The organism is Saccharothrix sp. AJ9571, from assembly GCF_021725495.1.
Lineage (GTDB): Bacteria > Actinomycetota > Actinomycetes > Mycobacteriales > Pseudonocardiaceae > Amycolatopsis > Amycolatopsis magusensis.
The window spans coordinates 5,369,338-5,394,924 of sequence record NZ_CP091382.1 but is presented as its reverse complement, the minus strand read 5'-3'; the positions used below and the strand labels follow the sequence as shown (position 1 = coordinate 5,394,924).

Here is a 25,587-nt window from a genome sequence, read left to right as displayed (position 1 = left end):
CGCTGTCTCTACCCGGGTGACGGTCGTCGATCCAGGAGGACACCATGCGCAAGCTCATCGTCACCAACCTCGTCTCGCTCGACGGGTTCGTCGCCGGTCCGGGCGGTGACCCGGCCCCGCTGCCGATGGGCGGGTTCTTCGACGAGTACAACCACGAGCGCCAGCGGTCCGCGGAGGCGCTCGTGCTCGGGCGCACCACCTACCTGATGCTCAGGGACTACTGGCCTGCGATCGCCGAAGACCCCTCGCGCAGCCCGGACGTGCTGGCGAATCCGGCCTCCGCGCCGATGCACCAGGACATCGCCCGCCGCAACGAGCGGCTGCGCAAGCTCGTCGTGTCCGACTCGCTCACCGAAGCGGACACCGCCCCCTGGACGGCCACCACGACGATCGTGGCCCGGTCGGCGGCCCGGGAGGCGGTGGCCGCGTTGAAGGCGGAGGGCGGCGGGGACGTCGTGGTCTTCGGCAGCCGCACGGTGTGGAACCACCTGCTGACCGCCGGACTGGTCGACGAGGTGCACCTGATGGTCGGCCCGGTGGCGCTGGGAGCGGGCGTGCCCGCCTTCGACGCCGGTGCCCCGCCGCTGCGCCTGCTGGACACCCGGCGCGGGGACGGCTCGGACAACGTGGTGCTGCGCTACGAAGTGCTGCGGGGCCGCCCTCGTCAATGAGCGGGTACCGACACGCAGACCATGGTGGTGTCCTCGATGGCTTCGACGACCCCGGGCGTCTGCTCCGGAACGTGCACGAACTCGCCTGCGTGCACCGTCACGGCATCGCTCTGGGCACCCACCCGCAGCACGCCGTCGAGCACCACCCAGACCTCCGCGTAGGAGGCAGGCAGGTCGGCACGCGCCCCCGCGGAGAGGAACGACGTGTAGGCGCTCATCGACCTGCCTGCCTCTTTGCCGAGAGCGGGCGCGATGAGGATCCGGTCGCCGAAGCGGACGGCGTCGTCACCGATCGCCGAGCTGAATACGCGGGCCCGCGGGGTCGTGACAGCCATGCCGGAGTTCTCCCTGGGTAGTGGTCGGTCAGCACCCTAGAACCTCCATTCGAGTCGAGGTCAAGTGCCGGAAGCCGCCGCCTGCTTGACCTTCAGGTTGGTCGAAGCCCGACGATGGACGGGTGAACAGCCCCCATTTGATGTCCATCGGTGCGTTCTCGCAGCGGACCGCCCTGACGCCCAGTGCGCTGAGGTTCTACGGTGATGCCGGCCTGCTCCCCCCGGAGTCGGTCGATCCGGTCAGCGGGTACCGGTACTACAGCGAGGCCCAGATCGATCGCGCCGTGCGGCTGCGGCAGCTCCGTGAGCTCGGGATGCCGCTCCCCCGGGTCAACGAAGTGCTCGACGCCGATCCGCTGGAGGCGGCCAGGCTGATCGACGAGCGGATCGCGGACATCGGCAACGAAAGCCGTTTCGCCCAAGGGATAGCGGCGGAGCTGAAGGCCGCCTTGAGCACGGAAGCCGGGACCCGGCTGGGTGTCCTTTCCGGACCGGCGATGGCCGACGCGATCGACCGGGTACTGGCTGCCACCGTCCAGGAGGCGGCCGTGCCCGTGCTGAACGCCGTGTACCTCGAAATTTCGTCTGGATCAGCGACCCTCACGGCGACGGACCGGTATCGGCTGACCACCCGCACGCTCGCCTTGCCCGAGGAGTTCGCCGGTGACCCGTGGGCCGCGGCACTGTCCGGCGATGACCTCCGGGCCACGGTGGCCCGGATTCGCCGCAGCGCCCGGATCGTGCTCAAAGCGCTGCCGGGAGCACTCGAGATCGAGCTGGGCAACGGCGTGTCCCATCGGATAGCCATCCTCCCGATGGAGTTCCCTGACTACCGGCTGATGCTCGATTCCCTGGCGGCGGTGACTCATCGCGTCACCGCCGCCAGGCAGCAGCTGGTCACCACCCTCGAGCAAATCACGGCCGACTCCGTCGGGCTTCGTCTCAGTCGCGATCCGAACAGCGTCGAGTTGCGCACCCCGGACGCCCCCGCACGCGACCTTCCGGCTCGGGTAGACGGCGAGGACCTGGTGATCTGGTTCCAGCTCACCACGCTCTACCCGGCCATCCTCCAGGCGGTCGGCCCGGACGTGATGCTCGATCTACGCGGCCCGGACCAGCCCGTCACCGTGCGCTCCGCCGACAACGGCGCGCTGAGCACCCTCGTCATGCCCATCGCGGCACCCGAGCACCGCCCATGAGCGGCACCACAGACACACTGATGGCCTCCATCGGGAAGGCGGTCACCCGAGGACGTGAGGGTGACACCGATGGCGCCCGCGACGAGCTGCTGACCATCTGGGAGAGCATCGCCGGGAGCGCCGATTCCTTCCACCAGTGCGTGCTCGCCCACTACCTCGCGGACCTCTACGGCCCGGCCGAGGCGATCCTCTGGGACGAACGAGCCCTCGAAGCCGCCGATCGAGCCGCGGAGGCCGCGCCTCAGGTGGCCGGCTTCTACCCGTCGCTGCACCTGAACCTCGCCGACAACCACCGGCGTCTCGGCTCGTTCGACACCGCGAGGGTGCACGTGTCGGCAGCCGGCGACCTGGTCTCATCCCTGCCCGGCGGGCCGTACGCCGATCAGCTGGTGCGGTGGATCGAGCAGGTCGCCGAGCTCGTCACCCAGCGATCGACCGAACCCCTCACACCCGCCACGGGCGACGGTGTCCAGGAGTGACGCGGAGTCGCAACGGCCGCGCATACGCGCAGAACACGACGCCGGTCCGTTCTTCGGCTTCTCGCAGCGTGCCGATGGCAGCGGCGGAAAGGTCCGCGGTGACCAGCATCCGGCACAACTGCCTCGCGCCCGGCCGGGGCACGGAAACTCGATAGGTCATGACGTGCGCCCCGAGTTCCCGTTCGAGCCGCTCCCGGATTCCGGCCACCTCACCGGCAGGCACCACGAACTCGTCCAGATCCAGCCCCCGGGGGTCGACCTGCCGCAACCACGGGATCGCCGCGACCAGTTCAGTCCACATGCGACCCGAGTATGCCGCTCACCGGCGCGATCATTGATCAGTACCGCGACGCCGCCAAGCCCGCTCGTTGCGCGTGCTTCCTACCGCACGTCGTGCGCCGCGGTCGAGCCGCAGGAATCCCGGATGACCAGCTGGGTCGGCAGGATCACCGGGCCCTCGCGGCCGGCGCCGGTGATCATGGCCATGACCGCCTTGGCCGCGGCCACCCCGAATCCCGGCTTGTCCTGCGCCACGGTGGTCAGTGCCGGATCGACCACGGACGCGATCTCGATGTCGTCGAAACCGACGAGCGCCAGGTCTCGCGGAACGCGCAGCCCCTCGGCCCTGGCGGCGAGCAACGCGCCGACCGCCATCTCGTCGCTGGCCGCGAACACGGCCGTGGGCGGCTCGTCCAGTGCGAGGAGTCGTCGCATCGCGGCCGTTCCGCTGGCCCGGTAGAAGTCCCCGGTCACCACGTAGTCCTCACGCGACCGCAGACCGGATTCCCGCATCGCCGTGCGGTAACCGGAGATCCGCGCCTCGGCGGGCTGGTTGCCCGGCGGGCCGGTGATCGTGGCGATCCGCGAATGGCCGAGCCGGGCGAGGTGGCGGACGGCCGACCCCGCACCGGCGGCGTTGTCCGACATCACGTACGTGGCGTTCGGCCCGTCGACGGCGACGTCGACCGCGACACACGGCAGCCCCGACTGCGCGAAGGCTTCGAACGCCTCCGCGTCGGAACCGCTGTCGATCAGCACCAGCCCGCCGAGGTGGTGTCGGCGCGCCAGGTTCACGTAGCCGACCGGATCGGCCAGCGACGCGCCGACCTCCCGCGAGTCGCCACTGGTGGCCAGCATGAGCAGGTGGTACCCGTGCGCGCTGAGCGCGGATTTCAACCCGATCAGCAGATCCTGCAGATACGGGTGCCGCCAGCCCGGCCTGCGGTGGTCGGTGTCCCAGACCAGGCCGATCATCGTGGATTGTTTCGTCGAGAGCGCTCGCGCGGATTCGTTGGGCCGATAACCCAGTTCCCCGGCCACCCGGAGAACACGTTCCCTGGTCTCCTCGTTGACCGTTTCCGGCTGGTTGAAGACCCGCGACACCGTGGCCACGGACACGCCGCACAACTCGGCGATCTCGCGCCCGGTCGCCATTCGGCCTCCTGTCCACCGTAAGCGGTTACATCACCCTAGGCAGGCGCACTTTCCCCAGTCAAGCCCGTGGCCGAGCTTGGCACGTTACCGTGTTGTTACTTGACGGATCTCGGTCGGCCCCGCTGTCATGGACGCCACACATCCCGGGCCGGCCGGTGCAGGAACCGCTTATCGGCTGCCCCGCCCGTCGCTCGAGGTCGCGTTTCCTCTTCAAGCGCGCAAAAAAACAAACGGAGGCCTTCGATGCGCTCCAAAACAATGGCGATCGTCTGCGCCGCGCTGGTGGCCGGCGCGGTGGTCAGCGGCTGCGGCAGTGAATCCGGAGCCGGTGGCAAGACGAAACTCACCATCGGCCTGTTCGGCAACTTCGGCTACACCGAACTGCTCAAGGAGTACGCGAGCACCCACCCGGACATCGAGATCCAGGACCGCACCGCCTCCTACTCCGACCACCACAAGAACCTGGCCGCCCACCTGGCCACCAACAACGGCGCCGCGGACATCGAGGCGGTCGACACCGGCTACGTCGCCCAGTTCAAGGCCACCTCCGACAAGTTCGTCGACCTGAACACCAAGGGCGGCGACCAGCTCAAGGACCGCTGGCTGCCGTGGAAGTGGGCCGCCTCGCTGAGCAAGGACGGCCAGCAGATCGGCTACGGCACCGACGTCGGCGGCCTGGCCATCTGCTACCGCCGGGACCTGCTCGAAGCCGCCGGTCTCCCGTCGGAGCGCACGCAGGTCGCCGCGCTGTGGCCGACGTGGGCGGACTTCATGGCCGCGGGCAAGCGGTTCCAGGCCGGCGCACCCGAGGGCGTGAAGTGGTTCGACGGTGGCCCGACCGTGCTCAACGCCATCGTCGGCCAGGCCGCGACCGGTTACTACGACCAGTCCGACCGGATCACCGTGGGCAGCAACCCGGAGCTCAAGCAGGGCTGGGACCTCGTGGCGGACGCCGTCAACTCCGGCCTGTCGGCGAAGCTGCTCTACTCGACACCGGTCTGGAACACGGGGTTCAAGCAGGGCCAGTTCGCCACCGTCACCTGCCCGGCCTGGCAGATGGCCAAGATCAAGGACCAGGCACCGGACACCGCGGGCAAGTGGGACGTCACGTCGGTGCCCGGCGGCGGCGGGAACTGGGGCGGCTCGTACCTCACCATCCCCAAGCAGGGCAAGAACGTCGACAAGGCCGTCGAACTGGTGGCGTGGCTGACCGCGCCCGAGCAGCAGGCCAAGGTGTTCGCCACCGCCGGACTGCTGCCGTCGACGCCCCAGTTGTACGAGGACCCGGCCGTCGTGGGCCTGCAGAACCCGTTCTTCAACAACGCTCCTGTCGGCAAGCTGTTCACCGACGCGGCCAAGCAGCTCCAGCCCCAGTACCAGGGCCCGAAGGCCGGTGACGTGCAGACCGCCATCGGCAACGCGATGCAGCGGGTCGAGCAGGGCAAGCAAAGCGGCGACGACTCGTGGAACCAGTTCGTCGGTGATGTCCAGAACCTCACGAGCTGACCGTGGAGTCAGTGGAGTTCTTGGATCGGGCAACCCGGAGGCACCGGTGGGACACCAGGTTCGCGCCGTACGCCTACGTGGCGCCGTACTTCCTGATCTTCGGTGTCTTCGGGCTGTTCCCCCTGCTCTACACGATCTGGGTGTCGCTGCAGCACCGCAACCTGCTCGACGCCGAAGGCGCGTCCTTCACCGGGGTGGACAACTACCAGCAGTTGCTCGCCGATCCGTACTTCTGGAACGCCATGGGCAACACGCTGAGCCTGTGGCTGCTGACCACGGTCCCCCAGATCCTGTTCGCCCTCGGCATCGCCCAGTTGCTCAACCGCAAGGTGCGGACCCGCACGCTGTTCAGGATGGGCGTGATCCTGCCGAACGTCACTTCGGTGGCCGCGGTGACGATCATCTTCGCCCAGCTCTTCGGCCGGGACTTCGGCCTGATCAACTGGGTGCTGGAGCTGTTCGGCGCCGGGCACATCGACTGGCAGGCCGGCACCGCCTCCTCGCACGTCGCGATCGCCACCATGGTGGTGTGGCGCTGGACCGGCTACCACGCCCTGATCTTCCTGGCGTCCATGCAGGCGATCCCGTCGAGCCTGTACGAGGCGGCCACCCTGGACGGGGCCAGGGGCTGGCAGCAGTTCTGGCGGATCACCGTGCCGTTGCTGCGGCCGCAGATCATCTTCTCCACGATCATCGCGACCACCGGCAACATGCGGCTGCTCGCCGAGCCGCTGCTGTTCAACCCCGGCACCGCGGCCGCGACCGGTGGCTCGGACCGGCAGTTCCAGACCGCCGCGCTGTACCTGTACGAGCAGGGCTTCACCAACTACGACTTCGGCTACAGCTCGACGATCGCGGTCGTGCTGGCGGTCGCCACGATCCTCGTCGCCGGTCTCGGCTACCTGGTGACCAAGCGGATCCAGACGGATTGAGGAAGCCATGACTGCTGTGCTGGACCCACCCGCCCCGGCGCCGCCCGCCGGTTCGCGAAGCCGGGTGCGCCGGCTGGCCGGACGGGTCGCGGGGCCGTGGGTCTACGCCGGGCTCATCGCCGTGCTGGCCGGCTCGGCCTTCCCGGTGTACTGGTCGCTCGTGGTGTCCTCGCAGACGCCGGACGCGATCGACTCCGTGCCCCCGGTGCTGGTGCCGGGTGGCCACCTCTTCGAGAACATCGCCCGGGTCTTCGACACCACCGATTTCGCGCTGGCGCTGACCAACTCGATCGTGGTGTCGGGCACGATCACCGTGTCGGTGGTGCTGTTCTCCACGCTGGCCGGGTTCGCCTTCGCCAAGCTGCGGTTCCGCGGCCGCAACGTGCTGCTGCTGGTGATCATCGCGACCCAGGCGATCCCGACCGAACTCGGCGTGATCCCGCTCTACATGATGATGAGCGAGTTCGGCTGGGCGGGCCAGATCCACGCGGTGATCGTGCCCGGGCTGGTGACCGCGTTCGGGGTGTTCTTCATGCGGCAGTACTTCGAGCGGGCGATCCCGGACGAGTTGCTCGAAGCGGGCCGGATGGACGGTTGCGGCTCGTTGCGGTTGTTCTGGCACGTGGCCATGCCCGCGGCCCGCCCGGCGGCCGCGGTGCTCGGGTTGTTCACCTTCATGCAGGCGTGGAACGACTTCTTCTGGCCGCTCGTGGTGCTGGTGCCGGAGAACCCGACCGTGCAGACCGCGCTGTCCACTTTGGCCAGTGGCTACACCACCGACTACACCCTGGTGCTGACCGCCGCGACGATCGGCACGGTGCCGGTGCTCGCGGTCTTCCTGCTGTTCGGCCGCCAGATCGTCGGCGGCATCATGTCGGGCGCCGTCAAGGGCTGAAAAGGAGACTTGTCGTGACCATCGCTTTTCCGCCAGGGTTCCGCTGGGGTGTGGCGACTTCGGCGTACCAGATCGAAGGGGCCGCGCGGCAGGACGGCCGTGGTGCCTCCATTTGGGACACCTTCTCGACGGTTCCCGGTGCGATCGCCTCCGGTGACACCGGTGACGTGGCCGCCGACCACTACAACCGCTGGGCCGAGGACGTCGAACTGCTCGACGGCCTCGGGGTCGACGCGTACCGGTTCTCCGTCTCCTGGTCCAGGATCCAGCCGGACGGACGCGGCCGGATCGAGCAGCGCGGCATCGACTTCTACCGGCGGCTCGTCGACACGTTGCTGGCCAGGGGGATCGAACCGTTCGCCACGTTGTACCACTGGGACCTGCCGCAGGCACTGGAGGACGACGGCGGGTGGCGCAACCGCGACACCTCGGGGTGTTTCGCCGAGTACGCCGCGATCGTGCACGACGCACTCGGTGACGTCGTGAGCAAGTGGACGACCCTGAACGAGCCGTACTGTTCCTCGATCGTCGGCTACGGCGAAGGACGGCACGCACCAGGCGCACGGGAAGGGCACGGCGCGCTGGCCGCCGCGCACCACCTGCTGCTGGGCCACGGCCTGGCCGTGCAGGCGATGCGCGCCAACGCCCGTCCAGGGCAGGAATTCGGCATCGTGCTCAACCAGTCCCCGGCGGTGCCCGTGACCGGGGACCCCGCGGACATCGCCGCGGCCGACCGTCAGGACTGCCTGCTGCGCCGGCAGTTCACCGATCCCCTGTTCGGTTCGGCGTACCCGGGCGAGCTGACGTCGATGTTCGGCGCGATCACCGACTTCTCGTTCCGCCGTGACGAGGACCTGGCGATCATCGGCGAACCACTGGACTACGTCGGCATCAACTACTACTACCGGCTGCACGTCGCCGACGCGCCCCACCGGGAGCCGGATGCGGCCAAGCGGACCGCCCACGACATCGGCGTGGACACGACGCGGTTGCCGGACGTCCCCCGCACCGGCATGGGCTGGCCGGTGGAACCAGCCGGTCTCACCGCCGCGCTGACCGACCTGACCGCACGCTACCCCCGGCTGCCGCCGATCTACGTCACGGAAAACGGCTGCGTCTACCCCGATTCGAGCACCTTCGAAGACCACGACCGCATCGCCTACCTGCAGGACCACCTCGCCGCGGCCGAAGCGGCGGTGACCGCCGGAGTACCCCTGCGCGGCTACTTCTGCTGGTCCCTGCTCGACAACTTCGAGTGGGCGCACGGCTACAAGCACCGGTTCGGCCTGGTCCACATCGACTACCCGACCCAGCGCCGCACCCCGCGCGCGAGCTACCACTGGTACCGCTCGTTCATCTCGACCGCCCGGGGATGAGGGCTTCGGGGAGCGGGAACGGAGAGTTGTGTTCACCCACACGAGCGCACCTGGGTCGTGGGGGTGAAGAGCTGTCGCCCGGCGCCGACGTGCACGCGTGGTACCGCCGGACTTCGTGCGCATCACGGCGCACCGCGACTCTGACGGGTGAATCGGGACCGGCTTGGGTGGAAGGCGATCGCGGCGGGTATTCGGCCCGGTGTCGGGACGATGCCAGTGGTCAGCCTCCAGGTGCATCGGCGGTTCCCGCGTGGGGAAGGACTCGCCGGGCGCTCGGTGTGCCGGTCAACGCGTCCGGCGAGCCCCCATCCCGTGCGGCTCCACACCGGACCAGTGAGGCCCCGTCCTACCCGGCGGTGGCCCCACTCCGTGGCAGGCCGAAACGGTGGTCGCCGGGCGCCGTCCGCGGATCCTGCGAGGGGTCGGCGTACATCGGCGGGCACCCGTGGTCGACGGCTTCGGGGCGCAGTTCGTAGTGCCAGGGTTCGTTGCGGTAGATCTGGCACAGCCCGTACCGGGCGCCGTGCTCGGACAGCCACGCCCTGGCCTCGGCGCGGCCGATGTCGACCGCGTCGCCCGACACGTGGGCGGACGTGCCGGGGGTGGCCACCCACCGGGCGGCTTCCTCCGCCGAGCCGTACTTCGAGACCGCCTGGCGCAGCAGTTGTTCCTGGTACTCCGGCGAGCGCCAGCCGCCGTTGACGAAGATCCGCACCCCGTCGGCCGCGGCGTCGGCGGCGGCCGCGCGCAGTGCACCGAGCAGCGCGGGATCGAGGTTGGCCACGGCCGGGGTCTCGTCGTCGAAAACCGGCACGGGCTCGGGAACAGCGCCGTCTACCTTGCCGAGGACCCGGATTCGTTCGCTGGAGAGCATGTCTCCACTCAAGACGGTGCGGTGTTGCCGTCCCGTACGTGCTTTTCGATATGCCGCCGATATGCCTGCGCTCGTAGCATCGGCTCATGCGTGTGCTGGTGGTCGAGGACGAGCCCTACATGGCCGAGGCCATCCGCGATGGCCTGCGCCTGGAAGCGATCGCGGCCGACATCGCCGGTGACGGCGACACCGCGCTGGAGCTGTTGAGCGTCAACGCCTACGACATCGCCGTGCTCGACCGGGACATCCCCGGGCCGTCCGGGGACGAGATCGCCGAAAGCATCGTCGCCTCCGGCGACGGCATGCCGATCCTGATGCTCACCGCCGCCGACCGGCTCGACGACAAGGCGTCCGGGTTCGGGCTCGGCGCCGACGACTACCTCACCAAGCCGTTCGAACTCCGCGAGCTGGTGCTCCGGCTCCGGGCGCTCGACCGCAGGCGCGCCCACAGCAGGCCACCCGTGCGGGAGATCGCGGGCCTGCGGCTGGACCCGTTCCGCCGCGAGGTCTTCCGCGACGGCCGCTACGTCGCGCTCACCCGGAAGCAGTTCGCCGTGCTCGAAGTCCTCGTCGCCGCCGAGGGCGGGGTGATCAGCGCCGAAGAACTGCTGGCGCGCGCGTGGGACGAGAACGCCGACCCGTTCACCAACGCCGTGCGCATCACCGTCTCGGCGTTGCGCAAACGCCTCGGGACACCGTGGCTCATCGCCACCGTGCCCGGCGTCGGCTACCGCATCGACACCGGCGGCGGGGACCGTGGATAGGGCGCCCGGGCTGAGCGTCCGCCTCAAACTCACCCTCAGCTACGCCGGGTTCCTCATGGTCGCGGGTGGCCTGCTGCTCGCCGTGGTGTGGGTGTTCCTGCTGCGTTACGTGCCCGAGGAGATCTACTTCCCGGAGCGCAACGAGCCCGGGTGGCCGGGTACGCCCGGCCCGCACATACCCGACCGCTCCGATCTGGTGGATGCCTTCGGCCCGAAGGTCGCCGCGGTGCTGGTGCTCCTGCTGCTGTTCGGCCTCTTGGGCGGGTGGATCCTGGCGGGCAGCATGCTCGCGCCGCTGCAGCGCATCACCAACGCCACCCGCCTGGCCGCGAACGGCTCCCTGTCCCACCGGATCCAGCTGGAAGGCCGCCAGGACGAGTTCCGCGAACTCGCCGACGCCTTCGACACCATGCTGGCGCGGATCGACTCGCACAACGCCGAACAGCAGCGGTTCGCGGCCAACGCCTCCCACGAACTGCGCACCCCGCTGGCGATCACGCAGACGCTGCTCGAACTGGCTCGCAGCGACCCGGACCGGGACCCCAGGGAACTCGTCGACCGCCTCCACTTCGTCAACACCAGGGCGATCGACCTCACCGAGGCGTTGCTGCTGCTCAGCCGCGCCGACCAGCGGTCGTTCGACCGGGACCACGTCGACCTGTCCCTCATCGCGGAAGAGGCCGCGGAAACGCTGCTCCCGCTCGCCGAGAAACGCGGCGTCACCATCGAGACCTCCGGCGACATCACGCCCGCCGTCGGCTCCCACGCGCTCCTGCTGCAGATGACGACGAACCTGATGCACAACGCGATCGTGCACAACCTTCCCGAACAGGGCACCGTGTGGGTGACCACCCGGGTCCACCCCCAGGCCGTGGTGCTCACCGTCGAGAACACCGGCCAGAAGCTCAGTCCGTACCTGGTTTCCACGCTCGTCGAGCCGTTCCAGCGCGGCACCCGGCGCATCCGCGACGACCACGCGGGGGCCGGGCTCGGCCTGGCGATCGTCAAGAGCATCGCCCAGGCGCACGACGGCACGCTGTCCCTCACCCGCCGGGCCGCCGGCGGGCTCTGCGTCACGGTGCGGCTGCCCGGCGCGCCACCACCCCAGCCGACGACGGTCAGCGGCGCCGAGCACGGTGTTCGGCGACCACGGTGAGCACCTGCCGGGCCAGGACGGCTCCCGCGTCGGGCCCGCCGGCCGCCGACGCGCGTGCCGACATCTCGTCGATGCGCCCGGGCTCGGTCAGCACCGGGATCAGGGTGGTCTCGACCCAGGCGGGGCTGAGGTCGGCGTCGTCGACGAGCAGCGCCCCACCGGCCGCGACGATCGGCTCGGCGTTCAGCCGCTGCTCACCACCGCGCAGCGGCAGGGGGACGAACGCGGCCGGAAGGCCGACGGCGGCCAGTTCGGCGCAGGTCATCGCCCCCGAGCGGCAGAGGACGAAGTCGGCCGCGGCGTAGGCGTACTGCATTTCGCCGACGTAGGGGACGACGACGTAGGGCGGGTCGCCGTCCGGCACCTCGACCACGTGCCGCGGCCCGGTGATGTGCAGCACCTGCACGCCGGCCGCCCGCAACGCCGCGGCCGCGCCGGACACCGCGGCGTTGATCGTGCCCGCGCCCTGCGAACCGCCGGTGACCACCAGTACCGGCCCGCCGGGTCGCAGGCCGAACCGCTGCCGGGCGGTGGCCCGCAGCGCGGACCGGTCGAGCCCGGTGATCGCCCGCCGCAGCGGGATCCCGATGGCGGTGGCGTGCGGGAGCCGGACCCCCGGCGCGGCGGTGAACACGCGCCTGGTCAGCCGGGCGGCCAGCCGGTTGGCCATCCCGGGCAGGGCGTTCGCCTCGTGGACGACGATGGGCAGGCCCCGCCTGCGGGCGGCGAGGTAGGCCGGGGCGGCCACGTAGCCGCCGAAGCCGACCACGACCTCGGCGCGCACGCGGTCGAGCACGGCCCCGGCCGCCAGCACCGAGTCGCGCAGCCTGCCCGGCGTCTCCAGCAGGGCCCGGCTCAGGCCGCGGGGCAGCGGCACCGGCGGGATGAGTTCGAGCGGGTAACCGCGAGCCGGGACGAGCGTGGTGTCCAGACCGCGGACGGTGCCGAGCGCGGTGATCTCGGCCGTGGGTTCCACCCGCCGGAGCGCGTCGGCGAAGTTCATCGTGGGCTCGATGTGCCCGGCCGAATGACCACCGGCGACGACCACGCGCGGTGCCGTCACGCCCGTCCCCCTCGTCGCACGGTCTCAGCGGCGTGGGACCCGGTGGCGGTCAGTTCGCGCAGGAACCGGGACGAGGTCCCCCGCTGGTCGAGGTAGCCGCGGCGCCGGTAGAACTCGTGCGCGTCCTCCCGGCGGTCCGCGCTGGTGACCTCCACGCGCAGGCACCCGCGACTCGCGGCGAACAGCTCCGCCGCCGTCATGAGCTGACCGCCGACGCCCCGGCCGCGTACCCGCTCGGCGACGACCAGCGCCACGATCCGCCCCCAGGAGCCGGCGCGTTCGAAGAACGGGCAGGTGTGCACCGCGATCACGCCGAGGACGTCACCCCCGGCGTCGGCCACGTAGACCGCTCCGGCCGGATCGCCGCCCCAGGCCCGGATCCGGGCCGCCGTGGCGGCGACGCTGTTCCCGGGGTAGCCCAGCTGGCCCAGCAACTCGGTGACGGCATCGGCGTCGGCCGGGCGTGCCGGTCTTGTCTTCATGCTCTCCCCCAGGAATTCGGCTACGCGATGGGAAAATCGAAATAAGTGGCCGGGTAGGGCTCGTCCGCCAGCGTGTAGTGCCACCATTCGCACTCGTAGGCGCGGAACCCGCAGGTCTCCATGATCGAGCGCAGGTGCTCCCGGTTCTCCGCCTCGACCGGCGTGATCCCCGCTGCACCGTGGTGCGAGATCGAATCCATCAGGTCGTGGCCGCCACCCATTTCCGCGAGTTCACCGGTGGCCAGGTGGAACAGGGTCAGGTCGACGGTACTGCCCCGGGTGTGGCCCGATTTCCTCGCCACGTAACCCTTTTCGAACATCTCGGCTTTGTCGATGTGCGGGTAGTGCCGCAGCTTCGTCCGCCAGTCCTCGGGCTGCCGCGACCAGTCGATGAAGCGGTCCACGGCCCGTTGCGGGCGGTAACCGTCCCAGAGCAGCAGGCCGAAGCCGAGGGACTCGGCCTTCTCCCGCACGCCCTCCAGCGCCGTGCACAACGCCTTCGTGCCGACAATCCGGTTCGCCTGGTACCCGTCCACGGGTTTGCCGGTGAAATTGTCCCAGGTGGCGTACTTGGCGTCCCAGCGTATTCCGGGAGCCGACTCGTCCACGAAGGCGAAATCGTCGTTCATCGCAATTTCCCCGTCAGGCTCAACGACACCAGCCGGTCGATCACTTCGGCGAGCGGCATGCCTGCGGCCGCCATCATCCCCGGGTACCGGCTGTAGGAGGTCATCCCGGGGAAGGTGTTGACCTCGTTGAGGACCACCGTGCCGTCTTCGGTCAGGAACAGGTCCACCCGCGCCAGCCCGGAGCAGCCCAGGGTGCGGTAGACGGCCTTCGCCGTCTCCTGGACGAGCGTCCGGGTCTCCTCGGGGATGTCCGCGGGCACGGTGATCGTCGAGTTCTCGGAACCGCTTTCCGGATTGTCTTCCTGGTGGATCTTGAAGAACCCGTGGGACAGGGTGATCTGGTCGACCTCGCCCGTGATCAATTCCAGCTCGTTGCCCAGGACGGCGCACCCGACCTCGGTGCCGACGACAGCCTCCTCGATCAGCACCTTCGAGTCGTACTGCCTCGCGGTCTCCAGCGCGTCCGCCAGTTCCTCTTCGCGGGTCACCTTGCTGACGCCGAAGGACGACCCCGAGCGGGCAGGCTTGACGTAGACGGGGTAGGTGAGCGATCCGGGGTCGACGCCCTCGTTCGCCGGAACGGTCCGGAACTTCGGCGTCGGGATCCCCGCGGCGCTGGTGACCACATACGCGAGCGACTTGTCCATGCACAGCGCGGAACTCTGGATGTCGCAGCCGACGTAGGGGATGCCGGACAGTTCCAGCAATCCCTGCACCGCGCCGTCCTCGCCGAACTTGCCGTGCAGCACGGGCAGCACGAGGTCCAGGCTGATCGCTTCGAACCTGCCGTGGCCCAGGGCGAGGAGCCCGCGGACGGTCCGATCCGGCGACAGCACGACCGGGCGGCCGTCGTCCTCCCAGTCCGTGTCCGGGCCGTCGCAGAGCAGCCAGGCCCCACCCTGGGTGATCCCGATCCAGAACGGTTCGTACTTGTCGGTGTCGAGGTTCTTGGCGATCTCCCTGGCTGATTTGACCGAGACGGGGTGTTCCTCGGAACTCCCCCCGAAGATGATGCCGATTCTCATATCCAGTGCTGCTTTCTGCTTTCGAAGTCCAGGCAGTTGACGAGGGAGCTTTCGACCATGTCCGCCAGCGCGTGGTCGGTGTAGTAGGCGGTGTGCGGGGTGATGAGCACGTTCGGCAGTTTCTGCAACCGCGGCAGCAGTTCGCTTTCGATGGGGGCGTCGCGGCGGTCGGCGTAGAAGATCCCGTCTTCGCCTTCCAGGACGTCCAGCGCCGCCCCGCCCAGCGCGCCGCTTTCCAGCGCGGAAACCAGGGCCTCGGTGTCGATGAGGGCACCGCGTCCGGCGTTGATGACGTACGCGCCGCGCTTCATCATGTCGATGCGCCGCCCATCGAGGAGGTGGTGGGTTTCGGCGTTGAGTGGCGTGTGGAGTGTCACCAAGTCGCTCTGCCGCACCAGATCGTCGAGAGGAACGTATTCGGCATTGGTTCCGGGGCGGATGTCGTGAGCCAGCAGGCGACAACCGAAGCCGCGCAGCCGGTCCATGACCGCCGCACCGATGCGTCCCGTTCCCACCGTGCCGACGGTCAGATCGCGCAACTCTTTCCCGCGCTGCTCGTTCAGCCGGTAGTCATGGGCATCGGTGCGCCTGAGGGTGGACTGGGCGTTGCGCACCGCCATCAACATCAGCATCAGCGTGTAGTCGGCCACGCTGTCCGGCGAATAGGCGACGTTCCCCACCGAAATGCCGACGCTCTTCGCGTAGTCCACATCGATGTGGTTGCACCCCACGCTCCTCGTGGAGACGTACCGCACACCGGCCTGGCTGAGTGCGAGCAGGGTGCGCTCGGTGATCCGGGCTTTGTGGCCGACGCTGATGCACCGGTTTCCGGCCACCAGTGCGACATTGGCTTCGGACACCGCGTCCTCGACGAGGGTCGGCGCCACCCCGAAGCGGGGCGCCAACTGCCGGAACAGGGCGGCCTCGTCCGGTTCGCACCCGTAGACCGTGATGCCCGTCCCCGGAGCGGTGGCGAAGGACCAGGACGCCGGCGCCCGAGTGCGGCGGGCCGCCGTTCGTGCCGGTTCGCGGTAGGTCATGACAGCAGTCAAGACGCCACGGCGTTGCCGTCCCGTATCCGGTTTTCGATACGCGCACCATAAGTTACCGACCAGTAACAGCCTAGTCCGCCGAGGACTCAACCCCGGCAGGGGCCGAAGTCGCGGCCCGGCGCAGTGCGGCGCGCGAAAGGAAGGAAGCGCTTATAGCTCTCGAAGACTCCGCGCGTCCAACCCGCTGCTGGATCGATCAGGGACGCGACGAGCTCAAGCTGTCCTCCGCGTCGCTCGGCGTGCCCTGGTCGCCATGGGGTTTGAGCTGTTCCTCGGCCGGGCTGGGAATCCGGTGGAGCAGCCCGTCGTGGCCTTCGCCGTATTGACCGGTCTCGATCAGCGGTGGCGAGTAGGCGTGGATGGTGACGGTCGCGCCGGCCCCCGGTTCCGGGCGCATCCGGTGGATGAAGGTGTTGTCGAAGCAGAATCCCTCGCCCGCGTGAACCGCTTTGCCGACCGGCCGGTCCCCGAGCCGGAGGTGCTCGTGCCGGATCGCGCCCTCCACGACGTGCACCGCCCCGCCGGACACGTCGTGGTCGTGGAAGCCGGTGTCGTGCGCGTGCTCCACCCAGGAAATCGCCCAAACACCCAAGTAGTCGTTGGTGAACACGTCGACATAGGTGCGTTCCCGACTGGTCTGGACCAGGCCGTCTCTCCACAACGACGACTGTTCCGCCACCTTGGCCGCGATTTCGCGCAGTTCGTCGAGGTCGAGTCGCCGGTCCGGCGGGACGAAAGGCAGCTGGCCGCTCATGCAGGCGCGAGTTCCCCGCGCGCACCACCTCAAACGCCGGTCGTGGATTCTCCCGGAAAAGGTGATCCGTGCCCCCCGGGTCACCGAGGTAGCCCCGCGTCGCGCGGTTGGCCGCGAACCCCGCGAAAGTCCGCGTAACCACGGTGGCCGAAAACGGCGAGTGGAAGAACAAGGTCGAGGGCGATTCCCGGACTTTCAGCACCCACGCGGCAAAGCAGGAAGCGACAGCGCGTGGCCGCGAGGCGGCGCGGGAGCGCAAGGTGGAGCATTTCATCCGCACCATGGATGGCAAGATCGCCGAGCGCAATACCTATGGCCACGATCCGCGGAACATCCCCGGGTGACCCCGAGCCAGCGTGACTACGAAAGGTGCGGGCGTCGGCGTAGGGTTCGTCCAAAGTGTTCTCGACGCTGTTGTGGACCACGAACACGTTCGAACGCGGGAACGGGATGGTGTTTTCCCGACGCACGGCAAGAATGTACGGTGTGAAGCCGGGATCAGCATCAAACGCCGTTGCAGGGATGGTTTTCGCACAGCGCCAGTGACATGCTGACCGCCCGCGGCGCGGGCATGCCGTCTTCTGCGTGCGCCCCGGACCGCTTCTCCCGGATGACCCGCGGCCCGACTCCAGTCCGTCGACCTCGGTCAGCCGGGCTGTTTCCTCACGGACCGCCGCCACCTCCTCGCGGCGTCTGATCCGCCCGTCTTCCCTTGTGGACCCCGGGTAAACCCTTGTCCACAAGGGAAGAAAGCGCGGTTCAGCGCGAGGGCGGCTCGACGCGCTGGACGACTTCGGTGTGGTGCCGGACGAGGGTGTCGGCGAGTTCGGCGAGTTTGACGTTGAGGTCCTGCGAGGTGCGCCGGAGCAGGTCGAACGCCTCTTCCGGGGTGAGGCCGCGGCGGGCCATGAGGATGCCTTTGGCCTGGCCGATGACGTCGCGGGAGTCGATCGCCCGGCGCAGCTGGTGGTTTCGCAGCTGTTCCTGGGTCACCGCCGTGACCTGCGCCAGTGCCAGGGAGGCGTGGGTGGCCAGCAGCAGCGCCGCGGTCTGGTCGGCGTCACCCAGCCCGTGGGACCGGTGGGAGTAGATGTTGAGCGCTCCGGACAGTGCCGGTGTCCCGCTGGGGATCAGGGCGGTGGACATCACGGCACCGAGCCCGTGGCCGGCCGCGGCGGGGCCGAACTCCGGCCAGGAGGGTTCGGTGGCCAGGTCGGCACTGATCGCGGCGGCGGGTCCGGTGGGCTTGGCGGCGTCCACGCACGGGCCTTCGCCGAGTTCGTACTGCAGCTGGTCGAGGCGGGCGGCGACGGGGTGGGTCGTCACGGGGGTGTGGAAGGTGCCGTCCGGGGCGCACAGCGTGATGCTGACCAGGTCGGCCCCTGGAACGACCCGCAGCGTGGTGTCGGTGATCCGCTGCAGTACCTCACCGGTGGTGGTGGCGCCGAGCAGTGCGTGGGTCAGCGTGGTGAACTGCTGCGCGAGTGGATCGAGGTGCACTTCGTTCTCCCTCCGCCGGGCGGTAGATGTGGGCGGCACCGACACGCGGGAGGTGGCTCGCCAGGCTCGCGCGACCTCGGGTCGCACCCGACGAGCCACCCCGCGCGGGAACGGTGGGCCGGAACACCGGCACCGTTCCGATGGGGGCCGGTTACCCGGCTCGGCGTGGTCCACCCATGATTTTCGGCCGCCGGGCGGCGGCGGGAAGCCGGGCGCGTCCGGCGGTGCGTCCACTTCGGCCTCGGGGCCGCCCTCTTCGAATTCTGGGCAACAGGAAGGGTTGGGGCGCCGCGGGGCGGGTATACCGGCGTTTCGTCAAGCAGGCGGCGACTCTCCGGTTCTGGTGAGAGGCGGTCACGCCATGACCATCGAATTCGATTTCGCCGCGGCTCGCGGCCTGCCCCAGTACGTGCGTGAGGTGGCGGCCGAACTCGGGCTCGGCAGCGGCAGCTTCTTCGTCCAGCTGGATTCGCCCGCGCACGCCTACCTGGCCATCGACGAGCGGCTTCCCCGCTATCCGGACCGCGATCTCGCCCTGCTGTGGGACGAGGAGCACGGCTGGGCGCTGGCCGTGGAAACCGCCTCGGCGGAGGACCTGATCGTGCTGGCCTACCTGGGTGGCGACGTGGTGCCACCGCCCGCCGTGGTCGCGCGGTTCGCCTGCCGCCCACTGGGCGCGTTGCGGTTGACCTCCCCGGAGCCGCCCGTGCTGCGCCGGGCGGGGGACGACGACGACCTGATCCAGCGGCTGGGGCGGTTCACCGGCGCCGGAATCCTGACGTCGTGAGCCGAGCTGCCGGCTTGCCGCCTCCCCGTGCCTGCTCCTGGCCGATCCCTTGGCCGGCACCGCTGTTGCTCGCGATCTCGAGGCCACTGCCGTGGATCGCCGTGGTGCCCGCCGATGCGACCACTTGATCGTGAGGTCTGATGGATTCCTCTCCCGCGCCGAAGCCGACCCGGGGTACGCCTTTCGCCCAGCGGCTCGCCGCGCGCGCCGCCGGTGCCGCCGATGACCGCCTGCACCTGGCGGGCGGGGTGCGGCGCCAGCTGAACAAGGTCTTCCCCACCCACTGGTCCTTCCTGCTGGGTGAAATCGCCCTGTACTGCTTCGTGATCCTGGTGCTGTCCGGGGTCTACCTCACCCTGTTCTTCGACCCCTCCATGCAGGAGGTCGTCTACGACGGGGCGTATGAGAACCTGCGCGGCACCGAAATGTCCCGGGCGTTCGCGACCACCCTCGGCATCTCGTTCGAAGTCCGCGGTGGGCTGCTGGTGCGCCAGCTGCACCACTGGGCGGCACTGATCTTCGTGGCGGCGATGATGGTGCACATGTTCCGGGTGTTCTTCACCGGAGCGTTCCGCAGGCCACGCGAAGCGAACTGGGTGATCGGCGCGCTGCTGCTGGTGCTGGGCATGTTCGAGGGCTTCTTCGGCTATTCACTGCCCGACGACCTGCTCTCGGGGACCGGCATCCGGGCCACCCTGTCCGGCATCGTGCTGTCCGTGCCGGTGATCGGCACCTGGATCCACTGGGCCCTGTTCGGCGGGGAGTTCCCCGGCTCGATCATCATCTCGCGGCTCTACACCCTGCACGTCCTGATCGTGCCGGGCATCATGCTGGCGCTGGTCGCGGCGCACCTCGCCCTGGTCTGGTACCAGAAGCACACCCAGTTCCCCGGGGTGCGCCGCAAGGAGAGCAACGTCGTCGGGGTGCGGATCATGCCGGTGTTCGCCCTCAAGAGCGGCGCCTTCTTCGGCCTGGTCACCGCCATCCTCGTCGCCATCTCGGGGCTGTTCCAGATCAACCCGATCTGGCACATCGGCCCCTACGACCCGCCCAAGGTCTCGGCGGGTTCACAACCGGACTGGTACATGGGCTGGGCCGACGGGCTGCTGCGGGTCTTCCCGCCCTGGGAGCTCTATCCCGGCGACCACACCGTGCCACCGGTCTTCTTCGCCGGTGCCATCGGCATCACGCTGATGATCGCCCTGCTGGTCGCCTACCCGTGGATAGAACGCAAGCTGTCCGGGGACACCGCCCACCACAACCTGGTCCAGCGGGCCAGGGACGTGCCGGTGCGCACCGGCCTGGGCATGATGGCACTGACCTTCTACGGGGTGCTGACCGTGTCCTCGGTCAACGACATCCTGGCGCTGGAATTCGACGTGTCCCTGAACGCGACGATCTGGGCGGGCCGGATCGGCCTGCTGCTGGCCCCGCCGCTGGCCTACCTCGTCACCTACCGGGTCTGCCTGGCCCTGCAGCGATCCGACCGGGAAGTGCTCGAGCACGGGATCGAAACCGGCATCGTCACCCGCGGCCCGGAAGGCAGCTACACGGAGATCCACCAGCCGCTCGTGCCCGCCGCGGACGGCGGACGGGCCACCTCCCTGACCTACCAGGGTGCGGCGGTGCCCAAGAAGCCCAACAAGCTCGGCGCCGCGGGGCGCGCGGTTCCCGGTGGCCTGCTGCAGCCCTTCCCGGCGGAGGAGACCGCCGCGCTGCGCCGGGCCGTCGATTCCGGTACCGCCCGGCTGGGGCCGGCCGGGAACGGGAGCGCCGCACCGGGGGAACCCGGCGGCAACCCGGCCGAGGACGGCCCGGCTTCCGGCACCTGAAACAGCACCCCACCGTCGAGAAGGGAATCCGTCATGCCACACCCGCTGCCGGTGCGCTGGCAACTCGATCTGCTCGCCTACGACGAAAGCGCGCCCTATCCGGTGTTGTCCCTGCAACCGAGCACCCCGCGGGGGTACCGGCGCTTGAGCGGCCTGCTCGCCCGCACCGGCATGGCCCACTGCCTGCCGTGGGAGTGGGAACGGGGGCTGTGGCCGCTCACCGTGGACTGCGTCGTGGAATTCCACGACGACCCGCTCACCGCCACCGTGCACGCCGCGGGCTGCGCCATCTCCATGGACACGCGCATACCGGCTCCGCTGGCGCACTGGTCCACCATCGCCCGGTCGCGGGGCAACGTGCTGTTCATGCTGGTGCCACCGGACGCGGCGCAGAGCAATCTCAGCGTTGTCTTCGACGACATCGCCCGATCCGGGAAATCTGTCCGGGCGCGCGAGCTGCTGGTCGGGCTCACCGCGGTGCGAACCGATACCGGGTGACCGGCCCGGTAGCCGGGAGTCCGGCGCCCCGTCCGGAACGTGCCCGGAGTGGGTGACAGCACGCTTTGGCGACGCCCCCGGCGGGTAGGCCTCGACTTGGCTTTGCAACGTCGACCCGGGGAGAACCACTGATGGCGAAGGTCAAGACCGCTGTTGTCTACTACTCGGCCACGGGCAGTGTGTACGCACTGGCGCAGGCCGCGGCGAAGGCCGCCGAGCTCGCGGGGTCGGAGGTGCGCCTGAGGAAGGTGCGCGAACTGGCGCCGGAGGAGGCGGTCGCCAGCAACGAGGGGTGGGCCGCCCACGCCCGGCAGACGCAGGACGTCCCCGAAGCGACCTTGGCCGACCTGGAGTGGGCCGACCTGCTGATCATGGGGGCACCGACCCGGTTCGGGATACCCGCGGCGCAGCTCAAGCAGTTCATCGACACCACGGGTCCACTGTGGGCGGAGGGCAAGCTCGTGAACAAGGTCGCGACGTCGTTCACCTCGGCGGCCACCGCGCACGGCGGGCACGAGACCACGATCACCGCGCTGAACAACACCTTCTACCACTGGGGCTGCCTCATCGTCCCGCCCGGCTACGCCGATCCGATCCAGTTCCAGGCGGGCAACCCGTACGGTACGAGCCACACTTCCGACAACGGCCAGGTTCCCCCCGGCCAGGTCGAACTCGATGCCATGTCGTTCCAAGCCAGGCGCGCGGTGGAAGTCACCACCGCGCTGAGGGCGGGACTCTCCGGATAGCCGGAAACCCGCGGCGCCCGGCAACCGATCAGGAATCAAGAAGCACGGTCGCGGTGAGCGGCTTTAGGTTGACGGGCATGGCAATCACCATCCACCACGCGTTCCTCCCGCACACCGGCGCCGAAGCCGCGCTCGGCTTCTACCGGGACGCCCTCGGTTTCGAGGTCCGCAAGGACGTCGGCTACGAGGGCCTGCGCTGGATCACCGTCGGCCCGCCCGGTCAACCGGGCACGTCGATCGTGTTGCACCCGCCTGCCGTCGATCCCGGCATCAGCGAGGACGAGCGCCGCACCATCCTGGAACTCATCGCCAAGGGCACCTACACCGCCATCACGCTGGCCACCGACGACCTCGACGGCCTTTTCGAACGCCTCGAAGCCACCGGCGCGGACGTCGTCCAGGAACCCACCGACCAGGACTACGGAGTCCGCGACTGCGCGTTCCGCGACCCCGCGGGCAACCTCATCCGCATCAACCAGCTCGCCTGAAACCAGCCGGTTCATCGCCCCCACGCCCCACGAGGAAACCCGCATGGCACTCTCGATCGACCTCATCACCGTCGGTGTACCGGATCCGCAGGCAGCACGAGGTTTCTACACCTCCGTGCTCCCGCCCGCGGCAGCCGGTGACGGCCAGACCACCGACCTGGACCTGCACGGCACCGGGAAGCTGGCCGTCCACCAGACCGGCGTCCTCGCCGGCGAAGCCGGGACGGATCCGGCGACGTCCGGATTCCGCGGCTGTGTCCTGTCCGTCATCGTCAAGCAGCCCGATGAAGTCGAGTTCCTCCTCGACGCCGCCACCACCCACGGTGCGGCGGTCGTCAAACCGGCGAAGAAGCAACTCTTCGGCGAGTTCACCGCCGTGTACCGGGCACCGGACGGTGCGGTGTGGAAGCTGGCCGCGGCCACCAAGAAGAACACCGCTCCCGTCACTTCGCCGGTGGCGCCCGTCGAGACGGCCGTCTATCTCGGCGTCGCCGAACCCAGTGCTGCCAAGGCGTTCTACCAGGCGCTGGGCATGACCACCGACCGCGACTACGGTGACAAGTTCATCGACTTCACCATCACCCCGGGCGTCAGCCGGCTCGGCCTGCTCCCACGCAAATCCCTCGCCAAGGACGCCGGCGTCGACGAGCGCGGCGACGGCTTTTCCGGCGTTGTCCTGACCCACACCGCTGCCTCCCGGCAGGACCTCGGCACCCTGCTCGAAACCGCGGGTGCCGCGGGGGGCCGGATCACCGTTCCCGTGACCCGGAACGACCGCGGTGACCACATCGGACACTTCGCCGACCCCGACGGCCACCACTGGAGGATCACCGCACCCGCATGAGCACACCACGCCGCCACCGATCGAACGTCCACCCGGCAGGGCGCCGGGGCCGCTGACGCGAGCCGCGGTCGCGCGCAGCGTCAGGACCGGTGAGACAGCCGTCGATTCGAAGCCCTCGTACGTGGAGGTACCCGCGTACGAGGGCTGATTCGTGTGCCACCACTCGCGGGCCGTTTCAGGGGGTGATCCGGTAGCGGCCCAGGAGGAGCTGGAGGAGTTCTTCGGCGATTTCGTCCAAGGAGGCGTCGACCCAGCCGATGACCCAGTCGTGCATGAGGCCGTTGACGGCGCCGATGAAGGCCGCGGCGGCGATCGTGTGATCACCGGGCGGGAGCTCGCCGCGCTTGACGGCGTCGTCGCCCATGCCGCGGAGGAAGTCGACCCAGACTGCGCGACGTTCCAGGCGTTGCAGGTCCATGCGGGGGCTCACGCCGATGATCTCCACGTAGGCGATCCGGGCGTGCCGCCGATCGGAGGCCGCGCCTTTGACGTAGGCGTGGAGCAACCGGGGGACCCGCTCGGCCAGCGTGAGGTCACCGACCTCGGGCAGGATCTCGTTGACGGCTTGCTGCGCCACGTCGTTGACCATCAGGTGCAGCTCGGCGAGCAGGTCTTCGAGGCTGTGGAACTCCTCGTAGAACTGGCGGCTCGACAGCCCCGCCTCCTTGCACAACGCGGCCAGGCGCGTCCCCCGGTAGCCCAGCTCCCCGCCGAACAGCTCCAGGCCCGCCTCCAGGAACCGAGCGCGCCGCTCCGCCTGCCGCTGAGCCGCGTCCTTGCCGCCGTACCGGCCCTCCGCCGGGGTTGATCTGCCCGCCACCACGCCTCCGATCAGTGATGACGCATTTTCCCCCATCCGGGGTTGTGGCCGTCGCTCCCGACTCCTACTATCCAGTAACTAGTCTGAACTCAGCCAGTTTCGGAGTTCGGCCTGAGCTGTCGCACAGCCCACGAGATCTTGCAACGACGCACCTCTCACCCCTGTGGAGCTCTCATGCACATCCTGCCCCGCATCGCCAGGCGCCGAACTCTGCTCGCCCTCGGCGCCGCCGTCGCGGTCCTGGCGACCGGCGCCTCGATCCCCGCCCCCGTCCACGCCGCTCCGGCCCTGCAGGAGGTGATGTTCGTCGGCAACAACTGGGAGGGGACCGCGACCGTCATCAAGGCTCGCGGCGACTTCGCCAGGATCGGCCGGATCAACGTCATCCCCGACAAGGAGGAGCGGCTGCGTGAGATCTACCTGGACCCGATCAGGCTGATCTTCTTCCTCGGCATCCGCGAAACCGCGGGCGAGGGCCACGACCAGTTCGTCGACGACATGTACGCCACGCCCGACGGCACCGCCCTGGTCGCCTCGCGGCCCAGCTTCGCCGATGTGGTCTCCATCGACGTGGCCACCGGCCAGGTCAAATGGCGCTTCCCCGTCTCCGGCTTCCGCTCCGACCACATGGCCGTCTCCCCCGACGGCACCCGCGTCGCGGTGTCGGCCTCGACGTCGAACACCGTCCACGTCCTCGACATCACCACCGGCCGGGAGCTCGGGAAGTTCGCCACGGGCGACAAGCCGCACGAGAACATCTTCTCCAAGGACGGCAAGCACATCTGGAACATGTCGATCGGCGAGGTCAACAACGACTTCGACGCCCCGTGGCAGGACTTCCTCAAGGGCGACCGCAAGGTCACCATCGCCGACACCGCCACCTTCAAGGTCGTCAAGACCATCGACATGCGTCCTCGCCTCGACGCCGCCGGCCGCAAGGACCTCTCGGACGCCGTCCGCCCCGCCGCCCTCACCCCGGACGAGTCCAAACTGTACTTCCAGGTCTCCTTCTTCAACGGCCTCGCCGAGTACGACGTCGCCACCGACCGGATCACCCGGGTGAAGACCCTCCCCGAAAACCCCGACACCAGCGATGACCGCACCACCTACGTCAACGACTCCCGCCACCACGGCCTGTCCATGAGCCCCGACGGCAGCAAGCTGTGCGTGGCCGGAACCATGGACGACTACGCCACCATCGTCAACCGCACGACCCTCCAGGAGGGCCCGCTCGTCCCCGCCGCCAAGCCCTACTGGGCCACCGTCAGCGGCGACGGCACCGCCTGCGTCATCTCCGAAAGCGACGCCGACCAGGTCACCGCCATCGACTTCGCCACCGGCCGGAAGGTCATCTCCGTCCCGGTCGGCGACCACCCCCAGCGCGTCCGCCTGGCCCACATCCCCGCCGACTGGACCTCCCCGACCCCCTGACCCCCACAGCACGGC

At 69.3% G+C, this 25,587-nt stretch carries 29 protein-coding genes and 1 pseudogene; 17 read left to right on the top strand and 13 right to left on the bottom strand.

The annotated features are described in order from the left end of the window. The first annotated feature begins 44 nt into the window (after positions 1–44). The gene (locus L3Q67_RS24995; RefSeq protein WP_499183902.1) at positions 45–671 is read left to right on the top strand and encodes a dihydrofolate reductase family protein; all 627 of its coding nucleotides are present in this window, start codon (positions 45–47) and stop codon (positions 669–671) included. Here L3Q67_RS24995 and L3Q67_RS24990 read toward each other — a convergent pair. Next, a complete protein-coding gene (locus tag L3Q67_RS24990) occupies positions 665–1,006 on the bottom strand; it encodes a cupin domain-containing protein (protein ID WP_499183901.1) in 342 nt (113 codons plus the stop codon). The two genes, L3Q67_RS24995 and L3Q67_RS24990, sit on opposite strands and share 7 nt — an antisense overlap. Before the next feature lie 122 nt (positions 1,007–1,128). Here L3Q67_RS24990 and L3Q67_RS24985 point away from each other — a divergent pair, with 122 nt between their 5' ends. Next, positions 1,129–2,205, top strand: a complete 1,077-nt coding sequence (locus L3Q67_RS24985; protein WP_499183900.1) for a DNA polymerase III subunit beta family protein — start codon at positions 1,129–1,131, stop codon at positions 2,203–2,205. Beyond that, entirely contained in the window at positions 2,202–2,684 is a 483-nt protein-coding gene (locus tag L3Q67_RS24980) for a hypothetical protein (protein ID WP_499183899.1), read from the top strand. The genes L3Q67_RS24985 and L3Q67_RS24980 overlap by 4 nt, the downstream gene beginning before the upstream one ends. Here L3Q67_RS24980 and L3Q67_RS24975 read toward each other — a convergent pair. Then, positions 2,650–2,985, bottom strand: coding sequence for a hypothetical protein (locus tag L3Q67_RS24975; RefSeq protein WP_499183898.1), 336 nt, complete (start codon positions 2,983–2,985; stop codon positions 2,650–2,652). The genes L3Q67_RS24980 and L3Q67_RS24975 overlap by 35 nt on opposite strands. An 80-nt stretch (positions 2,986–3,065) precedes the next feature. Next, positions 3,066–4,118 carry a LacI family DNA-binding transcriptional regulator gene (locus L3Q67_RS24970; protein ID WP_499183897.1) on the bottom strand — a complete coding sequence of 351 codons (1,053 nt, stop codon included), beginning with the start codon at positions 4,116–4,118 and terminating at the stop codon, positions 3,066–3,068. Positions 4,119–4,361: 243 nt separating this feature from the next. On the opposite strand from L3Q67_RS24970, the gene L3Q67_RS24965 reads away from it, so the two are divergent. The 4 genes from L3Q67_RS24965 to L3Q67_RS24950 are packed head-to-tail and all read left to right on the top strand — an operon-like array spanning position 4,362 to position 8,827. After that, positions 4,362–5,624 carry an ABC transporter substrate-binding protein gene (locus L3Q67_RS24965; RefSeq protein ID WP_499183896.1) on the top strand — a complete coding sequence of 421 codons (1,263 nt, stop codon included), beginning with the start codon at positions 4,362–4,364 and terminating at the stop codon, positions 5,622–5,624. 11 nt (positions 5,625–5,635) lie between these two features. Further along, positions 5,636–6,556 (top strand): carbohydrate ABC transporter permease, encoded by a 921-nt coding sequence (locus tag L3Q67_RS24960; protein WP_499183895.1) that lies wholly within the window; start codon positions 5,636–5,638, stop codon positions 6,554–6,556. A gap of 7 nt (positions 6,557–6,563) precedes the next feature. Continuing rightward, positions 6,564–7,451 carry a carbohydrate ABC transporter permease gene (locus L3Q67_RS24955; RefSeq protein WP_499183894.1) on the top strand — a complete coding sequence of 296 codons (888 nt, stop codon included), beginning with the start codon at positions 6,564–6,566 and terminating at the stop codon, positions 7,449–7,451. A 14-nt stretch (positions 7,452–7,465) separates the two neighbouring features. Next, on the top strand, positions 7,466–8,827 hold the full coding sequence (locus L3Q67_RS24950; protein ID WP_499183893.1) for a glycoside hydrolase family protein: 1,362 nt from the start codon (positions 7,466–7,468) through the stop codon (positions 8,825–8,827). 346 nt (positions 8,828–9,173) lie between these two features. Here the strand turns inward: L3Q67_RS24950 and L3Q67_RS24945 are convergent, their stop codons facing one another. Then, entirely contained in the window at positions 9,174–9,701 is a 528-nt protein-coding gene (locus L3Q67_RS24945) for a M15 family metallopeptidase (protein WP_499183892.1), read from the bottom strand. An 86-nt stretch (positions 9,702–9,787) separates the two neighbouring features. Here L3Q67_RS24945 and L3Q67_RS24940 point away from each other — a divergent pair, with 86 nt between their 5' ends. Together L3Q67_RS24940 and L3Q67_RS24935 are read left to right on the top strand one after the other, a co-directional pair. After that, positions 9,788–10,465, top strand: a complete 678-nt coding sequence (locus L3Q67_RS24940) for a response regulator transcription factor (protein WP_499183891.1) — start codon at positions 9,788–9,790, stop codon at positions 10,463–10,465. Next, a complete protein-coding gene (locus L3Q67_RS24935) occupies positions 10,458–11,621 on the top strand; it encodes a sensor histidine kinase (protein ID WP_499183890.1) in 1,164 nt (387 codons plus the stop codon). Before L3Q67_RS24940 ends, L3Q67_RS24935 begins: the two co-directional genes overlap by 8 nt. Here the strand turns inward: L3Q67_RS24935 and L3Q67_RS24930 are convergent. From L3Q67_RS24930 to L3Q67_RS24905, 6 genes are all read right to left on the bottom strand, one after another. Further along, entirely contained in the window at positions 11,584–12,684 is a 1,101-nt protein-coding gene (locus tag L3Q67_RS24930) for a UDP-N-acetylglucosamine--N-acetylmuramyl-(pentapeptide) pyrophosphoryl-undecaprenol N-acetylglucosamine transferase (protein WP_499183889.1), read from the bottom strand. The two genes, L3Q67_RS24935 and L3Q67_RS24930, sit on opposite strands and share 38 nt — an antisense overlap. Further along, a complete protein-coding gene (locus L3Q67_RS24925; protein ID WP_499183888.1) occupies positions 12,681–13,166 on the bottom strand; it encodes a GNAT family N-acetyltransferase in 486 nt (161 codons plus the stop codon). The genes L3Q67_RS24930 and L3Q67_RS24925 overlap by 4 nt, the downstream gene beginning before the upstream one ends. A 20-nt stretch (positions 13,167–13,186) precedes the next feature. After that, positions 13,187–13,795 carry a M15 family metallopeptidase gene (vanX, locus tag L3Q67_RS24920; RefSeq protein ID WP_499183887.1) on the bottom strand — a complete coding sequence of 203 codons (609 nt, stop codon included), beginning with the start codon at positions 13,793–13,795 and terminating at the stop codon, positions 13,187–13,189. Continuing rightward, complete coding sequence (gene vanA / locus L3Q67_RS24915) at positions 13,792–14,820, bottom strand: D-alanine--D-alanine ligase family protein (protein WP_499183886.1); 1,029 nt, start codon at positions 14,818–14,820, stop codon at positions 13,792–13,794. The genes vanX and vanA overlap by 4 nt, the downstream gene beginning before the upstream one ends. Beyond that, entirely contained in the window at positions 14,817–15,773 is a 957-nt protein-coding gene (locus L3Q67_RS24910) for a D-isomer specific 2-hydroxyacid dehydrogenase family protein (RefSeq protein WP_499191633.1), read from the bottom strand. Before L3Q67_RS24910 ends, vanA begins: the two co-directional genes overlap by 4 nt. A 295-nt stretch (positions 15,774–16,068) precedes the next feature. Continuing rightward, positions 16,069–16,626: a cupin domain-containing protein gene (locus tag L3Q67_RS24905; RefSeq protein ID WP_499183885.1), complete on the bottom strand. Its 558-nt coding sequence runs from the start codon at positions 16,624–16,626 to the stop codon at positions 16,069–16,071. A 107-nt stretch (positions 16,627–16,733) separates the two neighbouring features. Here L3Q67_RS24905 and L3Q67_RS24900 point away from each other — a divergent pair, with 107 nt between their 5' ends. After that, complete coding sequence (locus L3Q67_RS24900) at positions 16,734–16,970, top strand: DUF2188 domain-containing protein (protein WP_499183884.1); 237 nt, start codon at positions 16,734–16,736, stop codon at positions 16,968–16,970. Positions 16,971–17,006: 36 nt separating this feature from the next. Here the strand turns inward: L3Q67_RS24900 and L3Q67_RS24895 are convergent. Next, positions 17,007–17,214, bottom strand: a pseudogene (locus L3Q67_RS24895) (hypothetical protein); the annotation flags it as partial. Between the two features lie 171 nt (positions 17,215–17,385). After that, positions 17,386–18,126, bottom strand: coding sequence for a GAF and ANTAR domain-containing protein (locus L3Q67_RS24890; RefSeq protein WP_499183883.1), 741 nt, complete (start codon positions 18,124–18,126; stop codon positions 17,386–17,388). A 361-nt stretch (positions 18,127–18,487) separates the two neighbouring features. On the opposite strand from L3Q67_RS24890, the gene L3Q67_RS24885 reads away from it, so the two are divergent. The 6 genes from L3Q67_RS24885 (at position 18,488) to L3Q67_RS24860 (ending at position 23,321) form a co-directional block, all read left to right on the top strand. Then, positions 18,488–18,913, top strand: a complete 426-nt coding sequence (locus tag L3Q67_RS24885; protein WP_499183882.1) for a DUF6292 family protein — start codon at positions 18,488–18,490, stop codon at positions 18,911–18,913. 140 nt (positions 18,914–19,053) lie between these two features. Further along, a complete protein-coding gene (gene qcrB, locus L3Q67_RS24880; RefSeq protein ID WP_499183881.1) occupies positions 19,054–20,745 on the top strand; it encodes a cytochrome b in 1,692 nt (563 codons plus the stop codon). A 33-nt stretch (positions 20,746–20,778) separates the two neighbouring features. Continuing rightward, positions 20,779–21,243: a hypothetical protein gene (locus tag L3Q67_RS24875; protein WP_499183880.1), complete on the top strand. Its 465-nt coding sequence runs from the start codon at positions 20,779–20,781 to the stop codon at positions 21,241–21,243. Between the two features lie 131 nt (positions 21,244–21,374). Next, entirely contained in the window at positions 21,375–21,989 is a 615-nt protein-coding gene (wrbA, locus tag L3Q67_RS24870; RefSeq protein ID WP_499183879.1) for an NADPH-dependent FMN reductase family protein, read from the top strand. Positions 21,990–22,066: 77 nt separating this feature from the next. Continuing rightward, entirely contained in the window at positions 22,067–22,477 is a 411-nt protein-coding gene (locus L3Q67_RS24865) for a VOC family protein (RefSeq protein WP_499183878.1), read from the top strand. 43 nt (positions 22,478–22,520) lie between these two features. Beyond that, on the top strand, positions 22,521–23,321 hold the full coding sequence (locus tag L3Q67_RS24860; RefSeq protein WP_499183877.1) for a VOC family protein: 801 nt from the start codon (positions 22,521–22,523) through the stop codon (positions 23,319–23,321). Positions 23,322–23,496: 175 nt separating this feature from the next. On the opposite strand, the gene L3Q67_RS24855 is transcribed toward L3Q67_RS24860, so the two are convergent. Further along, positions 23,497–24,141 (bottom strand): TetR/AcrR family transcriptional regulator, encoded by a 645-nt coding sequence (locus L3Q67_RS24855; protein ID WP_499183876.1) that lies wholly within the window; start codon positions 24,139–24,141, stop codon positions 23,497–23,499. 174 nt (positions 24,142–24,315) lie between these two features. Here L3Q67_RS24855 and L3Q67_RS24850 point away from each other — a divergent pair, with 174 nt between their 5' ends. Further along, complete coding sequence (locus tag L3Q67_RS24850) at positions 24,316–25,572, top strand: YncE family protein (RefSeq protein ID WP_499183875.1); 1,257 nt, start codon at positions 24,316–24,318, stop codon at positions 25,570–25,572. Positions 25,573–25,587 lie beyond the last annotated feature (15 nt).